The sequence below is a fragment of the Mesorhizobium sp. M0410 genome (assembly GCF_040321435.1).
Taxonomy (GTDB): Bacteria; Pseudomonadota; Alphaproteobacteria; order Rhizobiales; family Rhizobiaceae; genus Mesorhizobium.
Map to the genome: position 1 here is coordinate 283,415 of NZ_JAMYRN010000001.1, position 20,478 is coordinate 303,892.

General features: G+C 63.4%; 23 protein-coding genes, 1 tRNA gene and 1 pseudogene. 8 read left to right on the forward strand and 17 right to left on the reverse strand.

Going from position 1 to position 20,478, the window contains the following annotated elements:
• Positions 1–69: 69 nt before the first annotated feature.
• The 6 genes from ureG to ureC are packed head-to-tail and all read right to left on the reverse strand — an operon-like array spanning position 70 to position 4,821.
• Positions 70–711, reverse strand: coding sequence for an urease accessory protein UreG (gene ureG / locus NKI63_RS01415; RefSeq protein WP_352820254.1), 642 nt, complete (start codon positions 709–711; stop codon positions 70–72).
• Positions 708–1,148, reverse strand: coding sequence for a DUF3995 domain-containing protein (locus NKI63_RS01420; protein WP_352476988.1), 441 nt, complete (start codon positions 1,146–1,148; stop codon positions 708–710). The genes ureG and NKI63_RS01420 overlap by 4 nt, the downstream gene beginning before the upstream one ends.
• Positions 1,145–1,834, reverse strand: coding sequence for an urease accessory protein UreF (locus NKI63_RS01425; protein WP_352686341.1), 690 nt, complete (start codon positions 1,832–1,834; stop codon positions 1,145–1,147). The genes NKI63_RS01420 and NKI63_RS01425 overlap by 4 nt, the downstream gene beginning before the upstream one ends.
• Positions 1,827–2,411 carry an urease accessory protein UreE gene (locus NKI63_RS01430; RefSeq protein WP_352686338.1) on the reverse strand — a complete coding sequence of 195 codons (585 nt, stop codon included), beginning with the start codon at positions 2,409–2,411 and terminating at the stop codon, positions 1,827–1,829. Before NKI63_RS01430 ends, NKI63_RS01425 begins: the two co-directional genes overlap by 8 nt.
• A gap of 56 nt (positions 2,412–2,467) precedes the next feature.
• Complete coding sequence (locus NKI63_RS01435; RefSeq protein ID WP_352686335.1) at positions 2,468–3,061, reverse strand: hypothetical protein; 594 nt, start codon at positions 3,059–3,061, stop codon at positions 2,468–2,470.
• A 47-nt stretch (positions 3,062–3,108) separates the two neighbouring features.
• Complete coding sequence (ureC, locus tag NKI63_RS01440; protein ID WP_502900436.1) at positions 3,109–4,821, reverse strand: urease subunit alpha; 1,713 nt, start codon at positions 4,819–4,821, stop codon at positions 3,109–3,111.
• Between the two features lie 179 nt (positions 4,822–5,000).
• Here ureC and NKI63_RS01445 point away from each other — a divergent pair, with 179 nt between their 5' ends.
• Positions 5,001–5,384, forward strand: coding sequence for a hypothetical protein (locus tag NKI63_RS01445; protein ID WP_023677006.1), 384 nt, complete (start codon positions 5,001–5,003; stop codon positions 5,382–5,384).
• A gap of 126 nt (positions 5,385–5,510) precedes the next feature.
• Positions 5,511–6,005, forward strand: coding sequence for a hypothetical protein (locus NKI63_RS01450; protein WP_352820256.1), 495 nt, complete (start codon positions 5,511–5,513; stop codon positions 6,003–6,005).
• A gap of 26 nt (positions 6,006–6,031) precedes the next feature.
• Here NKI63_RS01450 and NKI63_RS01455 read toward each other — a convergent pair whose 3' ends face one another.
• From NKI63_RS01455 to NKI63_RS01475, 5 genes are read right to left on the reverse strand one after another with little or no spacing between them, the layout of a single operon-like run.
• Positions 6,032–6,337 carry an urease subunit beta gene (locus NKI63_RS01455; protein ID WP_352476983.1) on the reverse strand — a complete coding sequence of 102 codons (306 nt, stop codon included), beginning with the start codon at positions 6,335–6,337 and terminating at the stop codon, positions 6,032–6,034.
• Positions 6,338–6,344: 7 nt separating this feature from the next.
• Entirely contained in the window at positions 6,345–6,938 is a 594-nt protein-coding gene (locus NKI63_RS01460; protein ID WP_352701409.1) for a HupE/UreJ family protein, read from the reverse strand.
• A gap of 35 nt (positions 6,939–6,973) precedes the next feature.
• Positions 6,974–7,231, reverse strand: coding sequence for a DUF1272 domain-containing protein (locus tag NKI63_RS01465; protein ID WP_254815822.1), 258 nt, complete (start codon positions 7,229–7,231; stop codon positions 6,974–6,976).
• Between the two features lie 19 nt (positions 7,232–7,250).
• Complete coding sequence (locus NKI63_RS01470) at positions 7,251–7,553, reverse strand: urease subunit gamma (RefSeq protein WP_023677011.1); 303 nt, start codon at positions 7,551–7,553, stop codon at positions 7,251–7,253.
• Positions 7,554–7,581: 28 nt separating this feature from the next.
• The gene (locus NKI63_RS01475) at positions 7,582–8,424 is read right to left on the reverse strand and encodes an urease accessory protein UreD (RefSeq protein WP_502900437.1); all 843 of its coding nucleotides are present in this window, start codon (positions 8,422–8,424) and stop codon (positions 7,582–7,584) included.
• A 202-nt stretch (positions 8,425–8,626) separates the two neighbouring features.
• Here NKI63_RS01475 and NKI63_RS01480 point away from each other — a divergent pair, with 202 nt between their 5' ends.
• The 3 genes from NKI63_RS01480 (at position 8,627) to NKI63_RS01490 (ending at position 10,934) form a co-directional block, all read left to right on the forward strand.
• Positions 8,627–8,881 (forward strand): acyl carrier protein, encoded by a 255-nt coding sequence (locus tag NKI63_RS01480; protein ID WP_023677013.1) that lies wholly within the window; start codon positions 8,627–8,629, stop codon positions 8,879–8,881.
• Between the two features lie 4 nt (positions 8,882–8,885).
• Positions 8,886–10,094 (forward strand): beta-ketoacyl-[acyl-carrier-protein] synthase family protein, encoded by a 1,209-nt coding sequence (locus tag NKI63_RS01485; RefSeq protein ID WP_254815821.1) that lies wholly within the window; start codon positions 8,886–8,888, stop codon positions 10,092–10,094.
• 135 nt (positions 10,095–10,229) lie between these two features.
• Positions 10,230–10,934 carry a glutathione S-transferase family protein gene (locus tag NKI63_RS01490; protein ID WP_352820258.1) on the forward strand — a complete coding sequence of 235 codons (705 nt, stop codon included), beginning with the start codon at positions 10,230–10,232 and terminating at the stop codon, positions 10,932–10,934.
• A gap of 20 nt (positions 10,935–10,954) precedes the next feature.
• Here the strand turns inward: NKI63_RS01490 and NKI63_RS01495 are convergent, their stop codons facing one another.
• From NKI63_RS01495 to NKI63_RS01505, 3 genes are all read right to left on the reverse strand, one after another.
• A complete protein-coding gene (locus tag NKI63_RS01495; protein WP_352820259.1) occupies positions 10,955–11,305 on the reverse strand; it encodes a hypothetical protein in 351 nt (116 codons plus the stop codon).
• Between the two features lie 96 nt (positions 11,306–11,401).
• Positions 11,402–12,022 (reverse strand): nucleoside triphosphate hydrolase, encoded by a 621-nt coding sequence (locus tag NKI63_RS01500; RefSeq protein WP_352820261.1) that lies wholly within the window; start codon positions 12,020–12,022, stop codon positions 11,402–11,404.
• Between the two features lie 76 nt (positions 12,023–12,098).
• On the reverse strand, positions 12,099–13,205 hold the full coding sequence (locus NKI63_RS01505; protein WP_352820263.1) for a hypothetical protein: 1,107 nt from the start codon (positions 13,203–13,205) through the stop codon (positions 12,099–12,101).
• A gap of 220 nt (positions 13,206–13,425) precedes the next feature.
• Here NKI63_RS01505 and NKI63_RS01510 point away from each other — a divergent pair, with 220 nt between their 5' ends.
• Positions 13,426–14,316, forward strand: coding sequence for a D-alanyl-D-alanine carboxypeptidase family protein (locus tag NKI63_RS01510; protein ID WP_352820265.1), 891 nt, complete (start codon positions 13,426–13,428; stop codon positions 14,314–14,316).
• A 33-nt stretch (positions 14,317–14,349) separates the two neighbouring features.
• Here NKI63_RS01510 and NKI63_RS01515 read toward each other — a convergent pair.
• A pseudogene (locus NKI63_RS01515) lies at positions 14,350–15,160 on the reverse strand (AraC family transcriptional regulator).
• A gap of 305 nt (positions 15,161–15,465) precedes the next feature.
• On the opposite strand from NKI63_RS01515, the gene NKI63_RS01520 reads away from it, so the two are divergent.
• Positions 15,466–16,386, forward strand: a complete 921-nt coding sequence (locus tag NKI63_RS01520; protein ID WP_352820266.1) for a zinc-binding dehydrogenase — start codon at positions 15,466–15,468, stop codon at positions 16,384–16,386.
• A gap of 162 nt (positions 16,387–16,548) precedes the next feature.
• Positions 16,549–16,625 (forward strand) — tRNA-Arg (locus NKI63_RS01525).
• 47 nt (positions 16,626–16,672) lie between these two features.
• On the opposite strand, the gene NKI63_RS01530 is transcribed toward NKI63_RS01525, so the two are convergent.
• Complete coding sequence (locus NKI63_RS01530) at positions 16,673–19,759, reverse strand: type I restriction endonuclease subunit R (RefSeq protein WP_352820268.1); 3,087 nt, start codon at positions 19,757–19,759, stop codon at positions 16,673–16,675.
• An 8-nt stretch (positions 19,760–19,767) separates the two neighbouring features.
• Positions 19,768–20,478: a TIR domain-containing protein gene (locus NKI63_RS01535; protein WP_352820269.1), complete on the reverse strand. Its 711-nt coding sequence runs from the start codon at positions 20,476–20,478 to the stop codon at positions 19,768–19,770.

A 20,478-nucleotide genomic window follows, 5' to 3' on the forward strand; every position in this document is an offset into this window, starting at 1 on the left:
TGAAAGAAGCAAGGATGCCGCGCGGCTGGAACACGCGCAACCGGTTTCGTTTGGTACAGGCGAGCGCCGCTATGCCGCCGTGCTGGTGGCCGCGCCGACCCGAAGCCCGCCATTCTCGACGATGAAATCGATCACCTCCTGCAGCCCCTTGCCGCGCGACAGGTCGGTGAAGCCGAACGGCCGCTTGCCGCGCATGCGGGCAGCGTCGCGTTCCATGATGTCGAGATTGACGTTCACATAGGGCGCAAGGTCGCTCTTGTTGATGACCAGGAAATCGGACCGGGTGATCGCCGGTCCGCCCTTCCTCGGGATCTCCTCGCCCTGGCAAACCGAGATGACATAGAGCGTCAGGTCGGCAAGATCCGGCGAGAAGGTGGCGGCGAGATTGTCGCCGCCCGATTCGATGAAGACGATGTCGAGATCGGGGAATTTTCTGGTCATCTCGGCGATCGCCTGCAGATTGATCGAGGCGTCCTCGCGGATGGCGGTGTGCGGACAGCCGCCGGTCTCGACGCCGACGATGCGATCCTCGGGCAGGGCCTGCAACCTGGCCAGCATCATGGCGTCTTCCTTGGTGTAGATGTCGTTGGTGACGACGGCGATCGAAAACTCGTCACGCAGTGCCTTGCAGAGCTTTTCGGTAAGCGTCGTCTTGCCCGAGCCGACCGGGCCGCCAATGCCGATGCGAAGAGGACCGTTGGGCGATATCATGCGGGGAACTCCGTGACGGCAAGAATGGCGAAGGCAAGCCCGATCAGCAGGCACAGCGGCGAATAATAACGCAGATCGAGCCGCGCGAAAGGCTGTTCGGGCGTCAGCCGGCGCCACCAGGGCGTGAAGCCGGCAATGCCGCGCGCCAGGAAAACCAGCGCGATGAGCAGCGACGTGGCGGCAAGCCCGGCCTTGGGAAACGGCGTGGCAAAGATGCCCTCGAGCGCCATCGGCCACAGTGTCGCCAGGCCAAGGCAGGCGGCAACGGCGAAGCTGGCGAAGGGTGCCGGCATCTCGTCGACGCCATGAAAGCCGATGACCGCACGAGCGCAGGAGGCGGCGTCCCTGCCCGGCCAGATGCCGCCAATGCCCCAATAGACATGCAGTGCTGTGATCAGCAGCAGGACGAGCGAGACGGCGAAAGCGAGGACGATCATGAGCGGAACAGCCGCGAATACTGGGCCTCGTGCTTCATCGCCGTGATGTCGGAGATAAAAGCGCAGCCGCCGAGATCATCGAGGGTCGAGCCGGCAGCGCGGTCGGACGTAGCCAGGGCAAGCGGCTCGAAGCCGGCGAGCAGCGCGGTGGCGCCGGTCTGGCCGACGGCGCCGAGCCGGATCGCGGCCTGAACAAGGTTGGAGAAGAAGGCCTGCAGGAAGGCGGCCAGGGCGTCCCGCAGCGAAATGCCGTGATCGCCGGCAACAGCGCCGACGGCAACGCAATAGGCACATTCGGTCGGCAGGCGATCCAGCACCTGGCACGGCCAGGCGGAGGCTGCTTTCAGGAAAGCGGCGCCCTGCAGCATCGTCTCGGTATGACGCTCGCGCGAGCCTGCCAGAGCTTCGGCAAGGGCGACGATTTCATCGAGATCGCCGGTTTCGCGCGCCCTGCGCCAGCTTTGGGCAAACAGCACCGCATCATTCCAGCCCGAACCCATCTCGACGAGCGTTTCCAGCCACGCGGCGAGATCTTTGCTGTCGGCAACCAGCCCGGCATGCACGGCTTGTTCCAGGCCATGGCTGTAGGAAAAGCCGCCGACCGGGAAGGAAGGCGACAGCCACGCCATCAGCCGCAACAAAGCAATATTGGAAGGCTGGGCAACGCTGGAAGGCCGGTCAGTCATGGTCATGGTCGTGCGAATGGCTGTGGGAATGAGAATCGCTATGGCTATGGGAATGCGCTTCGGCGTGGCTGTGCGCATGTGCCTCGGCATGGGCATGGCCGTGCCCGCCATGCGCGGAATAGGCGCCGCGCACCGGCTTGAACGGTTCGGAGACGTCGCTCACAATGGCGCCCAATCCCTCCAGCATCGTCTTAATGACATGGTCGCGCAGGATGAGGATGCGGTTAGCCTCGATGGCGGCGGCGAGATGGCGGTTGCCGATGTGCCAGGCGAGCTCGGCGAGATGGATCGGGTCGCTGCCCCTGATATCGTAGAGCGGCTCTTCGGCCGCGATGATCTCGATGTGGCGGCCATCCTCCAGCACCAGCCGGTCACCATGGTTCAACGTCACCGGTTCGGGCAGGTCGACCAGCACCTTGTCGCTACCGGCCGTTTCGATGGCACGACGGCGCAGATGCCGCTCGTCATGGGCAAGCACCGCCCGGTCGTATGGCGTGGTGGTTCCGGCTTCGCCTGCGGCCAGGACGGCGACTGCGCGCGGGAATTTGGTGAAGTCGGTGCGAATATCGAGCTTCATGTAAAAACTGCCTCTCCCAAAAGCCTAGCCTATCGCGTCCGCCGCCCCAATGGCGCTCAAACAATCGTGTCGAAGAGCCGCATGATAAACGATACCTGATAGACGAGCGCGCCGGCGACAAAGGCGATGTGAAAGCGGCGGTCGCGCAGCAGGACCGCAATGACGCAAAGCGCGACGAAAACCGGCGTGCGGATCAGATATTCGACGCCGAAATGGGCGAAATGCGCCGGCCCTTTCAGCAGCGTGTCGACCACGTCGAGCAGATAGGTCGCCGCCAGCAGGCCGAAGAACCAGGCCCGGCGCGAATAAAAGAAATCCTCATAGCTGGTGTAGTCCAGCATCGAGTCCGGAAACAGCAGCGCGCAGAGCAGGAACAGCGTGACGGCGTAGAAGATGATGAACAGGTATTTGCCGAAGGTCCAATTCTCGATCTGGAAGAGGCCGAACTCCCACCACCAGAAATGCACCAGCATCAAAAGCACCGACGCAACCCAGGCGAGATGCACGGGATAGAGCCGGTACTGGCTGGGATGCTGGACGATACGGGCAAGCCCCGACAAAAGCCGGGTGACGCCAAGGCCGATCACCATGCCCAGGACGATGCGGATATGCGGGAAAATGTCGTGGGCGTAGGGGAGTTGCTGGTCCATAGGCCTGGCGCGGCATGTTCTACATCGGTCGTTCTAACGCCTATGGTTCAGAACAGGAAGTAGCGTTGCGCCATCGGCAGCACGGTTGCTGGCTCGCAGGTCAAGAGTTCGCCGTCGGCGCGGACCTCATAGGTCTCCGGGTCGACCTCGACATGCGGCGTGGCGTCGTTGAGCACCATCGAATGCTTGCCGATGCCGCCGCGGGTGTTCTCGACGGCCACCATCTGCTTGTCGACGCCGAGCCTGCCGCGCAGGCCGGCGTCGAGCGCGGCCTTCGAAACGAAGGTCACCGACGAATTGGTCATCGCCTTGCCGTAGGCGCCGAACATCGGCCGATAGTGCATCGGCTGCGGCGTCGGGATCGAGGCGTTGGGATCGCCCATCGGGGCGGCGGCGATCATGCCGCCGATCAGCACCATGTCCGGCTTAACGCCGAAGAAGGCCGGGTTCCACAGCACAAGGTCGGCGCGTTTTCCCACCGCCACCGAGCCGATGTCCTTCGACAGGCCATGCGCGATGGCCGGATTGATGGTGTATTTGGCGATGTAGCGGCGGACCCGGAAATTGTCGTTGTTGCCGGTCTCCTGCGGCAGCGAACCACGCTGGCGCTTCATCTTGTCGGCGGTCTGCCAGCAGCGGATCGCCACTTCGCCGACGCGGCCCATGGCCTGGCTGTCCGACGAGATGATCGAGAAGGCGCCGATGTCGTGAAGAATGTCTTCGGCGGCGATGGTTTCCTTGCGGATGCGGCTTTCGGCAAAGGCGATGTCTTCGGGGATCGACGGCGACAGATGGTGACAGACCATCAGCATGTCGAGGTGCTCGGCCAGCGTGTTGACCGTGTAGGGACGCGTCGGATTGGTCGAGGACGGAATGACGTTGGGCAGACCGCAGACCTTGATGATGTCAGGCGCGTGGCCGCCGCCGGCGCCTTCGGTGTGGAAGGCATGGATGGTGCGGCCCTTGATCGCCGCGACCGTGTTTTCGACGAAGCCGGACTCGTTCAGCGTGTCGGTGTGGATCATCACCTGCACGTCGTAATCGTCGGCGACCGACAGGCAGCAGTCGATTGCAGCCGGTGTCGTGCCCCAGTCCTCATGCAGCTTCAGCGAGCAGGCGCCGGCGAGCACCATCTCCTCGAGCGCGGCAGGTAGCGACGCGTTGCCCTTGCCCGACAGCCCGATATTCATCGGGAAGGCGTCGAAAGACTGGATCATGCGCGCCAGATGCCACGGCCCCGGCGTGCACGTGGTCGCCAGCGTGCCGTGCGCCGGGCCGGTGCCGCCGCCGAGCATGGTGGTGATGCCCGACATCAGCGCTTCCTCGATCTGCTGCGGGCAGATGAAGTGGATATGCGCGTCGAAGCCGCCGGCGGTCAGGATCTTGCCTTCGCCGGCGATGATCTCGGTGCCGGGACCGATGATGATGGTGACGCCGCCTTGGGTATCCGGATTGCCGGCCTTGCCGATCGCGACGATGCGGCCGTCCTTCAAGCCGATGTCGGCCTTGACGATACCGGCGGTGGCATCGACGACCAGCGCATTGGTGATGACGGTGTCGACCGCGCCTTGCGCGCGTGAAACCTGGCTCTGGCCCATGCCGTCGCGGATGACCTTGCCGCCGCCGAATTTCACCTCCTCGCCGTGAACGGTGAGATCCTTTTCGACCTCGATGAACAGCTCGGTGTCGGCGAGCCGGACTTTGTCGCCAACGGTCGGGCCGTACATCTGCGCATAGGCGGCGCGGGTGATTTTAGCCATCAGCAATTGCTCCCGAAATACAGCCCGAAAATACCGCTTGTCGAAGGCGGGCCCCACATTGCTGCCATCCTATGATCACGCAATGACCCGCTGAGCGACACTTTCCGATCCCATTTGGCGTTTGAGGTGGCCGGGTCACCCCAAAACGACCATTTGCCAATCGATGGAAAGGAACATCCATGCGCAAAACGACCCTTCTGGCAGCCGCCGCCACGCTGGTGCTCGCAACCGCCGCCAGCGCCCAGCAACAGCCTGCGCAGCAGCCCAGTCCGGCGCCGGCCGCGCCTGCTCCTGCCGCGCCCGGAGCGCAGCCACAGGCGCCCACCATCCAGGCGATCAACGTCGTCGACATCAAGGATCTGCCGGCGGACACTCAAGCCAAGGTCAACGAGGTGATCGCCAAGCGCAGCGACGCCGATCTGCAGAAACTGCGCGGCTCGATCGACGCGACACCGCAGGTCAAGTCCGCACTCGAAGCCAAGGGGCTCACCTCGGCGCAGGTGATCGCCGCCAGCATGAGCACCAATGGCGCGCTGACGCTGATCACCAAGAAAGCGAGCTGACGAGACAAGGCGGCGGGCCGGCGCCCGGTCAGCCCGCCGCATCGCAAAGGGAACCTTCACGGGGGACGTTTCGTTTCGGTCCTGTCGCCCTGACACAAGCCTCGAAAAGGACCCTGAGAACGAGCGATGGCGATCACCACCTTCTCCGACACCAGATGGGTGCATGGCATTGCCGCGACCGCGTTTCTGGCCGCCAGCATTCCGCACGCCGCGCTGAACGCGCAGAGCCTCGACAGCGCCGAGACCGTCAACCGGATCGTCGGCTCGGAGGTCGGCCAGGAGGAGACCAAGACAAATGCGGAAGCCGGCAAGGTCAGCTCGGCGATCGACCGCACGCGTGAGAACATCGCTGCCGTGCGAAAGACATCCAAGCTCGACAAAGTCGATATCGTGTTTCTTACCGACGCCGCGCGCACCGAAGGCGGCCCGCCGCCGGCGATCGAAAGCAAGGTCAGGCAACATCGGGACGACATTGCCGAGCTGCGCAAGGAGATCGAGGCGAACGCATTGCTGTTCAACGCTATCGACTCGCGGCGAGTGCAGACCGAGGACGTTCTGGCGGTTGAATTCGACGATTCGGGAAAGGTCGTCATCTATGCGGCGGCCAAGCCGCCCGGCTGAGCCGAAACTGCTCGACGCCTTCGATCTCACAGCTTGCCCATGATCTTCTGCTGAAATCCGTAGACCTCGCGCTTGCCGCCGAACGGCACTAGCGTAACATCGCGCTCCTGGCCGGGCTCGAAGCGCATCGCGGTGCCGGCGGCGATGTCGAGGCGCATGCCCCGCGCCTTGTCGCGATCGAATCTCAGCCCTTCATTGGTCTCGAAGAAATGATAGTGGCTGCCGACCTGGATCGGCCGGTCGCCGCTGTTGGCCACCTTCATGGTGACCGTCGGCAGTCCCTTGTTCAGTTCGATCTCGCCGCTTGCCGTGATGATTTCGCCGGGGATCATCACTGCCTCACAGGATGCCGAAGGCGAGGCCGGCGCCAATCGCGGCACAGGCGGCGCCAGCGGCGCGGGCAAGCCCACTGAAGCGCCAGCCGAGGCCGAGACCAGCCGTGATGCCGACGGCATGGAGCAACGCGGTGGCAACGGCAAAGCCTGCGGTATAGCCAAGCCCAGCGGCATTTTCAGGCACCTCGGTGCCGTGGGCGTAGCCATGGAACAGCGCAAACAGGCCGATGACGGCGACGCCGGCCGAGACGGGAAGATCGACGGCGAGCGCAACCAGCAGCCCGAGTGCCACGACGGACGCCAATATGGCCGGCTCGACGAAAGGCATCGGCACATGCAGCATACCGAGCGCGCCGCCGGCCAGCATGACGCCGACGAAAGCCAGCGGCCATGCCCAGATCGCCTTGCCGCCCCTGAGCGCCGCCCATAGGCCGACGACAATCATCACCGTCATATGATCGAGGCCGGAGAGCGGGTGGGAGAAGCCGGCGGCGAAGGACGAAACCGTGCCGACGCCGACATGGGCATAGGCCGGCATAGCTGCCGCCAGCAGCAGGGCCGCCGACAGCGTCGTGCATTTCATCGTAGCGGGGATCATCGGCGTAGCTTCCATCTTCGAGATCATCATGCCTCTCACGCCGCCTTGCGGGCCGGACCGCAGCCTTCTGCCTTGAGGACGCGCTTGGTCGAGGCCGGATATTTCGTCAGCAGCGCTGCCGGACGGATCGGGCGGGCCGAGAAGTTGCCGCCGCAATTCGGGCAGGCGCCGCCGAGCACGTTTTGTGCGCAGTCGGCGCAGAAGGTGCATTCGAAGGTGCAGATCACCGCGTCCGTCGCATCGGGCGGCAGATCCTTGTCGCAGCATTCGCAGTTCGGACGCAGCTGAAGCATTTTCCTCTCCTTGGCGGTTTTATCTGATCGGCTCGTGCACGGTCACCAGCTTGGTGCCGTCTGGAAACGTCGCCTCGACCTGCACATCGTGGATCATTTCGGCAATGCCTTCCATCACCTGGGCCCGGGTGACGACGTGGGCGCCGGCCTCCATCAGCTCGGCGACGGCGCGGCCGTCGCGGGCACCCTCGACGACGAAATCGGTTATCAGCGCGATCGCTTCCGGATGGTTGAGCTTGACGCCGCGTTCGAGCCGCTTGCGGGCCACGATCGCCGCCATGGCGATCAGCAGCTTGTCTTTCTCCCTCGGCGTCAGATTCATGCGTTTTCCTGCAGTTGCACAATCGAAATCAGAGTGACCATAATTTGGGCAGGCCCGCCCGTCCGTTGAGCAATTCGACAAGCGGCACCAGCCGCTTGCGGAGCTGGTAGCCGTCCTCGGCGAACAGCCGAGCAAGAAGCTTGCCAGATTTCCGCACGCTCCAGAAACTGACGCCGCCCTGGCCGCCGACCATGGCCCGGGCCGGCTCGAGCAAAGCTTCTGCCCGCGGCGACACCATCAGCAGCGTCGCCACCGCGATGCCGCCACCGGCAACCGCCGGACGATTCAAGGTGACGGCAATGTCGGGGCCGATGCGGAACTCCTCGGCGTGAATCAGCGCCCCGTCCTGGCGGACGCGCCAGCGGTCATGGAATTGGCCTTGCCAAGCCCGTTCACCCATGGCCAGGCGGCCGAAGACGGTAGCTTCCAGGATCAGCGCCTCGGCTCCGGCGGCAAGCTCCACGTCAAGCGTGCGGGCAAAGGCCGAGCGGTCGAAGACGATGGTTTCCTGCGGCAGCCAGGCAATGTGGCCGCCTTCGCCGGCGCTCAATTGCACCCGCACTTCGGCGCGGTCGGATGCGGCGCGGTAGATTTTCTCGCAGGCCTGCGTCGTTATCGTTGCGGACGCGCCGGCACCGACATCGACCTCCCAGGCGAGACGGTCGCCACCGGTCAGCCCGCCGGCGGTGTTGATCAGGACGGCTTCGAGCGGATCGGCCGAGACTGCCGGCATGCGGATCTTGGCCGCGCCGTCCTGGTACAGGCGCCGAAGACGCGTGCGGCCTCCGTTCCAGTCGCAGCCAAGCCGCGCAAGCCCGGCAACGCGCTGGGCCGGCGGCACTGAGGTCAAGCTATTTGCGATCGTGTCCACGACACCAACGTTAAGCACTGCGGCGGCTTTGTCGATATATAGCTTGTTGCTTGACAGCGTTTCGGTTTCTATAGAGGGAGCCACCTTGGTACGGTCACCGGCGCCTGGCGGGGGTAAAAGGCGACGATGACGGCGTAATCGAGGACAAAAGGGGCGCTGATCAGTTGGCGTCGGGAAACGACAGAGTTGGGGAAGAAACCGAATGGCTGACCAGCTGGCAAACGATATCATCGCCAAGATCAAGGCTCATGCCGAGCCGGGCGGCGAGGAAATCACCACCAGTACCGAACTGACCGCGCTTGGCATCCATTCGCTGGAACTGACGGAGATCATCTTCGATCTCGAGGAAGAGTATGGCATCGAAATCGAGATGAACACGGTCGATGCCTGGAGCAATCTGAAGAATGTCGGCGACATGGTCGAGGCGGTTCGCGCGCTGATCGCGAAAAAAGCCTGACTGAATGCACAAGCGCATCGTCATCACGGGCATCGGCGGGTTATGCGGCCTCGGCACCAATGCACCGGCAATCTGGAATGAGATGCGCGCCGGCCGTTCAGCAATCGGCGCGATCGACAATCCGCTGCTGCATGATCTGAAGGTCAAGGTCGGCTGCGAAATCAAGGCGCTTCCCGAGCACGGCATCGACCGCAAACAGGTCGTGTCGATGGACCGCTTCAGCCTTCTGGCGACGATCGCCGCGCGGGAGGCGGCACAGCAGGCGGGATTGAACCCGCACGCGGCCAACACCTACCGGATGGGCACCATCGTCGGCGTCGGCGTCTGCGGCTGGGAGGCAATCGAAGAGAACTATCGCGCCATCCTGCTCGAAGGCAAGAACCGCGCCGGCATCTTCACCGTACCGAAAGTAATGCCGGGCGCAGCCGCCGGCCATGTCAGCATGAATCTTGGTCTGCGTGGACCGGTGTTCGGCATCACCTCTGCCTGCTCGTCATCCAACCACGCCATTGCCTCGGCGGTCGATCAGATCAGGCTCGGCCGGGCCGACGTCATGGTCGCCGGCGGCACCGATGCGCCGCTGGTCTGGGGCATCCTCAAGGGCTGGGAGGCCCTGCGGGTATTGTCGCCGGACACCTGCCGGCCGTTTTCGGCCGACCGCCAAGGGCTCGTGCTCGGCGAAGGCGCCGGCATGGTGGTGCTGGAAACGTATGAGCATGCCATGGCGCGCGGCGCCGCCATCCTTGCCGAAATCGCCGGTGTGGGCCTTTCCGCCGACGCTTCCGATATCGTCGCGCCAACAATCGAAGGGCCGGAGGCGGCGATGCGCTTCTGCCTCGTCGATGCCGGGCTCAATCCGGAGGACGTCGACTATCTCAACGCGCATGGCACCGGCACCAAGGCCAACGACCAGATCGAGACGGCGGCGATCAAACGCGTGTTCGGCGACCATGCCTACAAGCTTTCTGTCTCCTCGACCAAATCGATGCATGCCCACTGCCTCGGCGCATCCGGCGCGCTGGAAATGATCGCCTGCGTGATGGCGATCCGCGAAGGCATCGTGCCGCCGACCGCCAATTATCGGGAAGCCGACACCGACTGCGATCTCGACATCACGCCGAACGTGGCACGCGAGCGCGCGGTGCGCACCGCAATGAGCAACAGCTTCGCCTTCGGCGGCACCAATGCGGTGCTGGCGGTCAAGGCCGTGTGACCACACCCCTTGCGGCCCTTCGCGGGGGCCGGTGAAACTTTCCATGCGCATATTGATCGCGCCAGGCGTCGCGCCTAACTCACTGCGACCCGCCATGACCATGCCGCTCGGCGCGGTCCCCGACCAGGAGTTTCGATGACCGATCTGTCCGCGTTTCCGATCGCCAGGCGCTGGCCGGCGAGCCACCCCGACCACATCCAGCTTTATTCGTTTCCGACGCCGAACGGGGTGAAGATATCGATCGCGCTGGAGGAACTTGGCCTGCCCTACGAGCCGCATGCCGTCGACATCGGCAAGAACGAGAGCTGGACGCCGGAATTCCTGTCTTTGAACCCGAACGGCAAGATCCCGGCGATGATCGATCCGGACGGCCCGGGCGGCAAGCCGATCGGCCTGTTCGAATCCGGCGCCATCCTGCTTTATCTCAGCGATAAGACCGGCAAGCTGGTCCCGGCAGACGCAACGCTGCGTTACGAGACGATCCAGTGGGTGTTCTTCCAGATGGCTTCCATCGGGCCGATATTCGGCCAAGTCGGTTTCTTCCACAAATTCGCCGGGCGCGAAATCGCCGACAAGCGCCCGCTGGAGCGTTATCGCGACGAGTCGCGACGGCTGATCGGCGTCCTCGAAACGAGGCTCAAGGGCCGCAGCTGGATTATGGGCGACGATTACACCATCGCCGACATTTCGATGCTTGGATGGGTGCGCAATCTGATCGGCTTTTACGAGGCGCGGGACCTCGTCGGTTTCGACGATTTCCCCGGCGTGGGCGCATGGCTGGAGCGTGGCCTTGCCCGGCCGGCGGTGCAGAGGGGCCTCACCATTCCGGCCAGAGCCTGATCAGAACCCTGACTGCCCGGCTATTTTGCCTTGGTCCGGGATTTCGAGCCGCTCTTGCCGACTACGGAAGCGGCAAGCGACGCCGCACCTTTGGCGGTCGCAAGCACGGCACCGGCGGCGACATTGGCCGTTGCCTTAACGGTGCGCATTGCGCTGCCTGCGATCGATCCTCTGCTGCTTGCCGACCTTTTGGCCTTGGGTGCAGCGGTTTTGGCCGCGGCAGGCATCACCTTTTTCGGCGCCGCCTTGCCAAAGCTGGGCTTTGCCGCATCCTTGGAGCGGGCCGCCCCTGCCGGGCCGGCGCTGGTTTTCGCTCGAGTGATTTTTGATCGTGTCGCCTTGCCCTTGGCGGGCGCAGGCTTTCTTGCCATGGTTTCCATCGAACCGTTCCCTCATGCGGCACAATTGCCGTGTCCGGGATAACGGCCTGAAAGTGTTAAGGTTCCGGCCGAACAGTCCTTACCAGATCAGGCCTGTCCACCGACCACCAGGTCGGCGGGCCGCCGACGGGCAAGCACGCGATCGATGTTCGGCATGTCGTTGGAAGCAATCCAGGCGCGCGCGTCCTCGTCGGACCGGCCGTGGTCGTGCCATCGCTCGAGCAGCCGGCGCTCGAGCTCGGCGCGCGGCACGTCGACGAAGATCGAGAAGTCGAACAGCGGCGCCAGTCGCGTCCATGGCTCTTCGTCGAGCAGCAGGTAATTGCCTTCGACCAGGATGAATTTGGTCTCGGCGGCGATGATCGCAGCGGCGGCGCGCGACAGCTCCATGCTGCGGTCGAACACCGGGATGGCGATATCCGGCTCGCCAGCGCGGATGCGCTTCAGCAGCGCTTCGAAGCCGGCAAAATCAAAGGTTTCCGGGGCACCTTTTCGCTGGCGAAGGCCGCGCCGCTCGAGCACGACGTCATCGTAGTGGAACCCGTCCATCGGCACGACTTCCGCCGTGCCTTCCGGCAGCAGGTCGTGCAAGCCTGCCGACAATGTCGACTTGCCGGCGCCGGGGGGACCCGCAATGGCAACGATGAATCGCGGCGCCTTGCCGGCGCGCTTGAAAATGGTAGCGGCGAGATGGGCGATCTCAGACATTGGCATCCGTTAAGATGGTTCTGGCGCATTTTGGCGGCAGTTTTCGAAAATTTCAAACGCGGCTTGTGCCAGGCGTTCAATCGGGCCGGGACTGGCTGATCCGCAGGAAATCGCTGTCGAAGCCGATGTCGCGCTCGGCACCGTCAGCCGCCAGGATGCGCATGCGGCCCGGCGAGGTCGTGACGTCGCGCGGCGGCTTGCCGGACGGCCAAGGCAGTGCGCCGATGACATGGCGGAACGAAAAGCGGCGCCCTTCAGCAAGGGCAAAGGCGGTCGCCACGCCTTCATGCTTCAGCCAGTTGTCGCCGAGCGACGCGGCATGGCCGACGGCCGTGCGGCCGTCCTCGATGCCGAGCACGCCGCGGTGGCGGCTGCTCCATGGCGCGTAGTCGCGCCCGCCATTGCTGACCCACAGCATGGTGACCGGCAGTTCGGCCGGGTTCTTCAGCACCAGCACGAGGTCGGCTTCCGCCTGGCGCGCCAGCGCGGTCCAGCCCGGTCCGCCATGGTCGGCCTCGACCAGCGTGACGAAGTCCTCACGCAGCTGGTCCATGCGATAGGCGGTCAGGTCGATCGTGCCGCCGTCGGCGGCGGGAAAGCGCGTCAGGTCGGTGCTGCGCGCCGGGTAAGCGAGCAAAGAGCGGCCGCGGGCCGGATCGGGCTCCGGCGCTTCGTTCGGCGTTGCGGCAAGGGGCTTCGGCGAGAACGCCAGCCTGCCGCCGGCCTTCATCACCGTCATCGGGTGATGGGCGACCGGAATGGCGCCGGCCCCGCCGGAAAAGATGTGTTCCTGATAGAGAAAGGGATGATCGTCGCGCACGATCAGGATCTTGTCGACGGTTGCGCCCATAACCGGGCGCTGCAGGCGGAAGACGGCACGCCAGCCATCGGCCGTTGCCGCGCTGTCGACGACGTCCCAGCGACTGTTGGCCGGCCAGCCATGCAAAGGTGCCGCTTCGACGTCGCTGACCGAGAACGGCGCGCACAGGAAATCGCCGGACAGGTGGACCGTACCTTCAGGCAGGTCTTTCGGCAGCGTCTCGCGCGGCTCGCCGACCCAGGGTGCGCGATGCAGCGGCTTAAGCCGGCGGCCATCGATATCGATCGCCATATAGGCGAGATGGCCGACGGCAAGATCGACCGATACCGAAATGCCTTTTGCCGTGATCGTGACCGTATCCATGTGCACCTACCGATTCTGCCGGCGCCAACAAAGCCCACTCGCCGCCGGTTGCGCAAGCGTGGTGGCCGGCAATTCCCATCAGACGGCTCGGCACAGCGGCCACGTGGGCCTGTGGACAGGGCACCAATCCAGGCCCCGACCGATATTAACCAAATGGACTGTGCCTTTCCGGTAAGATAGCTTCGCCTCGTCTCAGAAACAGCCTGCCTTCGGAACCGACTTGTCCGCCTTGCGCTTCTTTTCGCTCATCCACAATTACGTCGCGGTGCTGGCGCTGCTGCTGTTTGCTGCCGGCTGCACGACTGTCACGCCGCCCGACAGCGTGCTGGCGGTACCGGCGCCGCCGCAGAAATATGCCGCCATGGTCATCGATGCCGGCACCGGCAAGACGCTGTTCGAGGTCAATTCGACGGCGCCGCGTTATCCGGCGTCACTGACCAAGATGATGACGCTCTACCTCCTGTTCGAGGCGCTGGATTCTGGCCGCATCAGCAAGGAGACACAAATTCCGGTGTCGGACAACGCCGCCCGGCAGCCGCCGACCAAGCTGCGGTTCAGGCGCGGCGAGACCATCGACGTCGATTCGGCGATCCGCGCCATCGTCGTCAAATCGGCCAATGACGTGGCGGTCGCCGTTGCCGAATATCTCGGCGGCAGCGAAGAGGCGTTCGCCGGCATGATGACCGCCAAGGCGCGCCAGATCGGCATGAGCAGCACCGTGTTCCGCAACGCCTCGGGCCTGCCGGACGGCGACCAGCACACCAGCGCGCGCGACATGGCGGTGCTCGGCATGGCGCTGCACACCCGCTTCCCGCAACATTTCCACTATTTCTCCGAAAGCGACTTCATGTTCCGCGGCAGGCTGGTGCGCGGCCACAACGACATGCTCGGCCGGGTGCGCGGCGTCGACGGCATCAAGACCGGCTACATCAGAGCTTCGGGTTTCAACATCGTGACCTCCTATAATGCAGACGGGCACAGGCTGATCATCGTGGTGATGGGCGCCGACAGCGCGCGCCAGCGCAACGACCACGTCGAGGCGCTGATCCAGCGCAGCCTGTTACCGACCTCGGAGGCAAAGACGCGGCTGCTGTACGCCGAGGAGCAGTGACAGTTGAAGTCCGAGTGTTGACCGCGTGCGGGTTCAGGCGACAAACGCAGAGCCGCCGTTTTGGGCGACACTGCTAAGATACTTTGCCGGCGGCTTGCCAAGCGCTTTCTTGAACATGGTGATGAAGGCGGTGACCGATTCATAGCCGAGATCGGCCGAAACCTGCTGAACGCTGGCGCCGGAGGCCAGCGCGCGCATCGCGACGATCAAGTGCAATTGCTGGCGCCAGCGCCCGAAGGTCAGCCCTGTCTCCTTGACCACGAGACGTGCGAGACTGCTCTCGCTGAGCGCGACGCGATTGGCCCATTCCGCCAGGGTGCTGCGGTCGGCAGCATCTTCCGCCAGCGCCGCGGCGATGCGCCTCAAGCGCGGCTCGGACGAGATCGGCAAATGTAGCTGCTGGACAGGCATGCGCGGCAGTTCGGATAGCAGTACCCTGGTCAGGAGTTCGCCCCTCGCGTCATCATCCTCACCGCGATCCGCCAGCTCGATGATGAGCTCGCGCAGCAACGCCGAGATCGAAAGCGTGCAGCACCGGTCCGGCAGGTCGGTGGCTCCAGGCTCGATATAGACGAAAAAAAATCCGGGCATTGGCGGTCGCGACGTTGCTGTGCTTCATGCCACCCGGAATCCACACCGCGCAATGAGGCGGCACCATCCACAGCCCGCTGGGGACGCGACATGTGACGCCACCGCCGAGCGCGAAGACGAGTTGCCCTTTGCGGTGGTGGTGGTCCGGTACCTCCGCCCTGGTCTCGGGAACGTCGACGCGCACGGCAATTGCCGGTGCAAGGACGTCATCGGGATCGAAATTCGGCCAGGGGTAGCGAAGCGGCTGTCTCATTTTGACTGATTTTAGCGATCATGTGACATGATAGCTAAATTATTCCATCGGCAAAGTCGATAAGCTCCGACCCCGAATGAGTCAGGAGCCTGCAAAAGCGATGAGAAAGATTGTTCAGACGCGCGGCGGTCGTACTGAAAGACCGGGCGGTGGATCGCATCGTCAGCGGCCATCGGAGACGGCGACGGCTTGGTGGCCCGCTCCCTCGACGTGCGGCTGGCCTCCGAGATCCTCCGACCCGCGCCTGCCCCGCCAAGCCGGGCACGTCCGAGGCATGGCACGCCGCAGCAAGGAGCCATGACGCCATGCTCGCCTTAGTCACATCTCCGGACAGCGCCACCGGGTTGCGGCTCGCCGAGCTTGGCGAACCCGAGCCCGCCCCGCACGAGGCGCTGGTCTCGGTCCGGGCAGTCTCGCTGAACCGCGGCGAACTGCGCCTGCTCAACATCCGCCCGAACGGCTGGGTGCCTGGCCAGGACGTCGCCGGAATTGTCGAGCGCGCCGCGGCCGATGGCTCCGGGCCGGCCGTCGGCGCCCGCGTTGCGGCTCTGGTCGACGAGGCGGGGTGGGCCGAAAATGTTGCCGTTCCAACCGACCACCTTGCCATCCTGCCGGACGACGTCAGCTTCGTTGCCGCCGCCACTGTCCCTGTCGCAGGCACGACCGCGCTGCGGACCCTGCGCCTCGGCGGCGAGCTGGCCGGCCAGCGGGTCCTGATTACCGGCGCAAGCGGCGCGGTCGGCCGTTTCCAGATCCAGCTCGCCCGCCAGCAGGGCGCGTCGGTGACGGCGGTCGCCGCCGCCCGGCATGCCGCGGATCTCCGCGGCCTGGGAGCCGAGCGGGTCGTCGAAACGATCGAGCTGGCCGAAGGACTGTTCTCGCTGATTACCGAATCGGTCGGCGGCGATAGCCTCGCGCAAGCGATCGAACGGGTCGCGCCGGGCGGGACCGTCGTCATGTTCGGCTCGAGCAGCGGCGAACTCACGCCCATCGGCTTCCGCCAGTTCGTTCCAGGTCATGAGGGCGCGCGGCTTCAGACCTTCGCCTACTACACGTCCGGTCCGGAGGTTGGCGCGGACATCGCCTCGCTGCTCGCGCTAATCGCAGCCGACCGGCTCGAAACGCGCGTGGTCCTGACCGTGCCGTGGCGGGACGTCGGCCAGGCCCTCGACGCGCTGCGGCAGCGCAGCATCAGTGGCAAGGCGGTGCTTACCGTGACCGAATGAGCAGCCGCGGCCGCCGGACGGGACAGGTATCTATCCTATGGGCCGCTACGGCAACGTGAGTCCGTCCGCGATTGCCCGTTGAAGCTCGGCCCGGCTTCCGCTAAGAAGCCGGGGCTGGCCGGTTTACCGGCTGGTTCGTTTTCCGGATCACCGATCCTGAAAGCACCCGTAGCTCAGCTGGATAGAGCGCTGCCCTCCGAAGGCAGAGGTCACAGGTTCGAATCCTGTCGGGTGCGCCAAGCTTTTGAAATCGCTGATAAATTCCGCTTACTTTCCTTCACTGCACTTACTTCACCTCACCAGCCGTTTGCCGGTCGCGCACGCGCCGGAAGATTTCCAGTGCAAGGTGCTCGTGGGCAGCCGAGCGGAACTCTTTGTCCGTCATTACGCGTGAAAAGATTTCCTCGTTGCCTTCCATGCGGTCGATGAAGAGTTCATCCAGCATCCGTTCCAGATAGGATGAGAAGTTGGCGAGGTTGTTGGCCTTCGCGGCTTCAACGATCTTGTCGTCCTCTTCGGCGCTGGCGCGTATCTGATCAAAAAAGAACTGATCAGCCTCAGTGAAGTTCGTGCCGAAGCGCTCGTTCAGTTTCGAAACCAGTGTAGACAGGGCAACTGCTTCCTCGCCAAATCCGCCCGTTCCAACGTCCGTCGGCCCCTTGAGCGGGGCAGCTTCGCCATAACCCAGGTCGATTGAACCTTCCGTCATCTGTTGGAGTCGGAAGAAGCGAAGCGCCACCTCGTCGTCCAGCGCAAAGGCATGGCCATCGCCGGGTGGTGGGAGCTTGGAGATCAGGTTGCGAACAAAGGCGTAGAGCTTTTCAAGCTCGCTGTCCTGATAAGGGATAATCTGGGAGAGGAAGGCATAAAGGTTACGGTACGCGGTCAACTGACCACGAAACTCGTCCTGCTCCGGCGCCTCTTTCTCAAGGAACCGCTGCACCACTGCATCGAGCACTGCGCTCATCAGCCGATGGTCGGTTGCGGAATGATCGCGCTTGCCCCGATACCACACCTCAGCAAAGGCATTGACGTCATCAGGCGCAAAGACCGCCCATTCCAATAGCTTGTGCTGCAATTCGGACAAGCGGTGCGGATCGGCGTTCTCGCCGATGGGCGTCGTCTCGTAGTAGGGCTTGAACGCCTTGTAGATGTCGTCTTCCTCGTTGGCGAAATCGAGGACGAAAGTGCGCGCCTTTCCCGGAGCCATTCGGTTGAGACGGGACAGCGTCTGCACCGCCTGCACCCCGGCAAGGCGCTTGACCACATACATGGTCTGCAAAAGCGGCTGGTCGAAGCCCGTCTGATATTTCTCCGCCACCAGAAGCACGCGGTAGTCGTCGCGCTCGAATGTTTCGGGCAACTCACTTTCAGCCAGTCCGTCATTCATCGAAACTTCGGTATAGGATGAGCCGGGGTCTTCCGGGTCCTCGACGCTGCCGGAGAAGGCCACCAGCGAGCGGATGCCAGAATATCCGTGAACCTTGATGTAGCGGTCGAAGGCCAGCTTGTACTTGACGGCAGCAAGCCGGGAGCCGGTGACGACCATCGCCTTGGCGCGACCGCCAAGCTCGTGCATGACGTTGAGCCGAAAATGCTCCACGACAACAGAAACCACCTGCTCGATGTTAACGGGATGCAGTTCGAGATATCGAGTGAGCGCCTTCGCCGCCTTCTTGCGCGGCACCTCGGGGTCATTCTCCGCCTGCTTGATAAGGCCGAAGAAGCGTTTGTAGGTCGTGTAGTTCAAGAGCACGTCCATGATGAAGCCTTCTTCGATGGCTTGCCGCATGGTGTACTCGTGGAACGGCGACGTGCCCGATGAACCCGGCTCGTCAAACAGAACCTTCGTCTTGAACTTCGGCGTGGCTGTAAAGGCGAAGAACGAGAGGTTTGGCTGACGGGCGCGCTTCAGCGCGTCGCGCAGCATTGCAGCCTTCGCGTCGTCGGACAGATCGTCATCCTCTTCGTCCGACATCTGCGCCGCAATCGCGGCCTCAATGCCATCCTTGTTGAGCATCCCCTTGAGCGCGGTCGCCGTCTCGCCGCTTTGTGAGGAATGCGCCTCGTCTACGATCACCGCGAACCGCTTGCCCGCCGTATCGATCTTCACGCCAGTGCCTTTGCCTTCGAGCGTGGAGAGTGCCTGCGAGATGAACGGGAATTTCTGGATCGTGGTGATGACAATCGGGGTCCCCTGCGACAGGGCGCGAACAAGCTGCTGGGTGTCCTCGTCGATCTTCTCGACCACCCCGGTCTTGTGCTCGAACTGATAGATGGTGTTCTGCAACTGCTGATCGAGTACCCGACGGTCGGTGACGACCACCACAGAATGAAACACCTTCTGGTCATTGTCGTCATGTAGACTGGCCAGCCGGTGCGCCAGCCACGCGATGGAGTTGGATTTCCCCGACCCTGCCGAGTGCTGAACGAGATAGTTGCGCCCCGATCCATTGTTACGCGCATGAGCCACGAGTTTGCGCACCGCATCGAGCTGGTGATAGCGCGGGAATACCATCGTTTCCTTGCGGATGGTGCGCACTCCCTTGTCGGTCTTGACCTGCCGCTCTTTCACCTCCAGGTGCATGAAGCGCTGCAGGATGTCGATCAGGCTGTTGGCCTGTAGCACCTCGTCCCAGAGGTAATGGGTCCTCCAGTTGCCTTCCACAGGTGGATTGCCAGCGCCGTGATTATTGCCCCGGTTGAAGGGCAGGAAGACCGTCTCCTTGCCCTTGAGGCGGGTGGTCATCCACACCTCATCGGGGTCCACGGCGAAATGCACTAGCGCGCGTTTCTTGAAAGCAAACAGCAAGTCCCGCTCGTCGCGCGCATCGCAATATTGGCGGACCGCGTCGGATGCGCGCTGTGGACTGCTTCCCAGATTATTTTTCAGTTCCGCCGTCGCCACGGGTAGGCCGTTGAGGCTCAGGGTCACGTCGATGATGCAGCGCCGGTTCTTGCCGTCGGCCTTTTTCATCACCGAGTTGAAGGCGACCTGCCGGGTGATGGTCAGCCGGTTCGCGGCATAGGATGCGGCTGCCTCGGGGTTCATGCCGGAGTTTGGACGAAAATAGGCCAGCCGGAAGGTCTTGCCGTAGCATTTGAAGCCATGCCGCAGGACATGCAGCGTGCCCTTGATGTCGAGTTCCTTGGCGAGGCTGTCGAGTACGGTCGCGTCGGTCTTAGCCCCGAGCAGGGCTTCAAGCTGCCCCCACTTCGGCGCCTGACTGTCTTTCAGGAAGCCTGTTACGTCGTCGGGAAAGAGCGCCAAGACCTCATCGTAGGCGGTTGGCGAACGCTTCGCGTAGCCGCCCGCGGCGACAAGCCCGGCTTCAATCGCTGTCTCGAAGTCGTTTTCGGTGTGGCCGGACATGGCGATCCTCAAAGATTCTTGACGTCGATAGCGTATCCTTGTTCAGCCATTTCTTTGGCAAGAAGCGGCCCTGCCTCTTTCTGAACATCCGTCTTGAAAGGGATGTAGATTAGCCCCTGGATGTCGGAGGGGCGTTCCATGTCGACTTGTGATCCGAGTAAGACGGCTACTCTCGGTCTGCCCAATTTCACCAGCAGCATCCCAAGTTCGAGAACTACGTTCTGCCGGGCTCGAAATGCCTTCTGATCTTCGTGCTCTTTCGGATAGCCGAGATCATCGGGAGTGGCCAGCACTACACCGAAACCGACATCTTCGGTATAGTCTTCAAGTTTCTCAATAATTGTCTGACCCTTCGACGGCAATTCGTCGAGGATAACCGGTTCAAGACCCCATCGGCGTAACATGGCGTCAAGCTGCGTGCGCGCTGCCTTGTCATGGCCGTACACGACGAAGACCTTTTTGTTTGGTCCATCAGGGGCGGCGGGAGCCACTAAAGTAACAGCCCTGAGTCCTTCGTCTAGCAGAGCCTCAAGCTCTTCCTTGCCCGGCGACTTTCCTTGCGCGCTGACAGTCGATGTTCCTGGCCAATAGCTCAAGACACCGCCGCGTTGTGAACGGAACTGATGACAGCCGTTGCTCTCAGACCAATTTCCCCGCTGCCCGGATTGCTCGATCAACGCCTTGAGCGCATCGATACCATCGTAGAATTTTTTGGCCAT